At 64.8% G+C, this 1821-nt stretch carries 2 protein-coding genes; one reads left to right on the top strand and one right to left on the bottom strand.

The genetic code is table 11. The annotated features are described in order from the left end of the window. Window positions 1–107 precede the first annotated feature (107 nt). The gene (locus tag NKI37_RS31805; protein ID WP_460222886.1) at window positions 108–986 is read right to left on the bottom strand and encodes a LysR family transcriptional regulator; all 879 of its coding nucleotides are present in this window, start codon (window positions 984–986) and stop codon (window positions 108–110) included. Window positions 987–1073: 87 nt separating this feature from the next. Between NKI37_RS31805 and NKI37_RS31800 the strand changes: the two genes are divergently transcribed. After that, on the top strand, window positions 1074–1673 hold the full coding sequence (locus NKI37_RS31800) for a LysE family translocator (RefSeq protein ID WP_352791843.1): 600 nt from the start codon (window positions 1074–1076) through the stop codon (window positions 1671–1673). Window positions 1674–1821: the final 148 nt, after the last annotated feature.

Below are 1821 nucleotides of genomic sequence, written 5' to 3'. Positions count from 1 at the left end.
CAACCAATCCGCTTGGCGCTGCGGCGGACGCATAGGGGGAGAGAAGTGTCACCTATGTATCCGGTTCAAAGTGTTACCCATCTATCGGCTGGACAATGCAAGTTCTGTCAAGCCGCCACAGCCCGCCGTGCCAACCCACCCCGGATATACCGCGCGAACTCCTGCGCTGCCGGCGCCGTGCCGTACTTCGGCAAATGCAGATTGATGGAAAAATTCGGCAGCGGCGGCAGCCCGGCATCGAAAGGCAGGATGTCGAGGTCGGCGGGCACGGTGGAGGCCAGCCAGGCGGTGACGGCAAGGTCGGAGCGCACCGTCGCGGTCGTGGCGTCGATGTTGCCGTTCTCGAACACGGTGCGCCATTCCAGCCCGTGCTCGTTCAGCGCCGACAGCACCACCGGGCGGAAGGCGCAGGTGTCGGCGACGATCGACACCGGCAGCGGCCGCTTGGCGCGGGCGACGCCGCCCTTGGCCCCCACCCAGACCAGCCGGTCAATGGCCAGGCACTCACCGGCCGACGGGCCGACCCGTTCCTCGATGACGGCAAGGTCGATGGTGCCGGCCGCGAGGGCCGCGGCAAGGTCCGGCGAAGCCGCACAGAGCAGTGAAATCTCGACCTGCGGATAGGTCTCGGCATAGGCCTTCAGCACCGGCGCCAGCAAAGTGCCGACAAGGTCATAGGGCACACCGAGCCGCACCTGGCCGGCGACCTCGGTGCCCGCCATCTCGGCCCAGATCTCGTCATTGAGGCCAAGCAACCGTTTGCCCTTGCCGAACAGCCGCTCGCCGGGCCGCGTCAGCCGCAAGCCACGCCGGTCGCGCTCGAACAGGCTGCAGCCGAGCGCTTCTTCCAGCCGCTTGATCTGCTGGCTTACGGCGCCTTGCGTCAGATGCAGCGCGTTCGCCGCCGCCGTCATGCTGGCCTTGTCGGCGACAGTGACGAAGGTGCGGATCAGCGCTGTGTCGAGGTTGCGGATCATGGTTGGCATTATATCTGCTAATGCCAACCATCGCAAACATTGCATTTACTGAAGTATGCGGAAGTCTACCATTGGACTTTTGATGAAGGACGCCTCATGTTGCAGCCCATCTTTCCGCTCATCCTGTTTGCCTTCGTGGCCACCGTCACGCCCGGCATCGCCACCACCCTGTCGACTGCCTCAGGTGCACAGTTCGGTTTTCGCCGTTCCGTTCCCCTATTGGTCGGCAGCGCCGCCGGTCTCGCCACCGTGACCGCTGCTGCCGCCGCCGGGCTCGCCGGTCTGCTGCTGGCCATGCCTTCGCTGCAACTGGCGATGAAAATCATCGGCTCGCTCTATCTCCTCTGGCTGGCAATCAAGATCGGCCGCGCCGGGCCGCCCAATCTCGATGTGGCGATGGCAAAACCCAACAGCTTCTTCGGCGGCGCCGGCATTCAATGGATGAACCCGAAGGGCTGGGCGATGGGACTGGGGGCGGCGGCCTCGTTCGCAGCCCTTGCCGACGGGCCGGGACAACTCGCGCTGCTGCTCGGCTCGACCTTCGGCCTCACTGCAGCCGTCTCGCTGTCGATCTGGTGCGTGGCGGGCATGGTGCTGGCACGGCTGCTCGAGACCGAATGGCAATGGCGCGCGCTCAACATCGTGCTGGCGCTGGTGCTGGCTGCATCGATCATACCGATGTGGCGGGGAGCGTAAACGCAGAGGTCGGCGCCAGTACCCCCACCCGGACCTGCGGTCCGACCTCCCCACAAGGGCATAGGCGCTAAGATAGCTTTGGCATGGACTGAAACTTGCGCTTTCGTGGTGGTTCGCGCCAGCGATATCGCAAGGCATGGAGATTTTG

It is taken from the genome of Mesorhizobium sp. M0626 (assembly GCF_040320665.1).
Classification (GTDB): domain Bacteria; phylum Pseudomonadota; class Alphaproteobacteria; order Rhizobiales; family Rhizobiaceae; genus Mesorhizobium.
This window is presented reverse-complemented; position numbering and strand designations above follow the sequence as displayed.

Excerpts from the sequence above, each read along its gene's own strand:
- NKI37_RS31800 (WP_352791843.1), top strand. The coding sequence starts at position 1,074 with ATGTTGCAGCCCATCTTTCCGCTCATCCTGTTTGCCTTCGTGGCCACC.
- NKI37_RS31805 (WP_460222886.1), bottom strand. The coding sequence starts at position 986 with ATGCCAACCATGATCCGCAACCTCGACACAGCGCTGATCCGCACCTTC.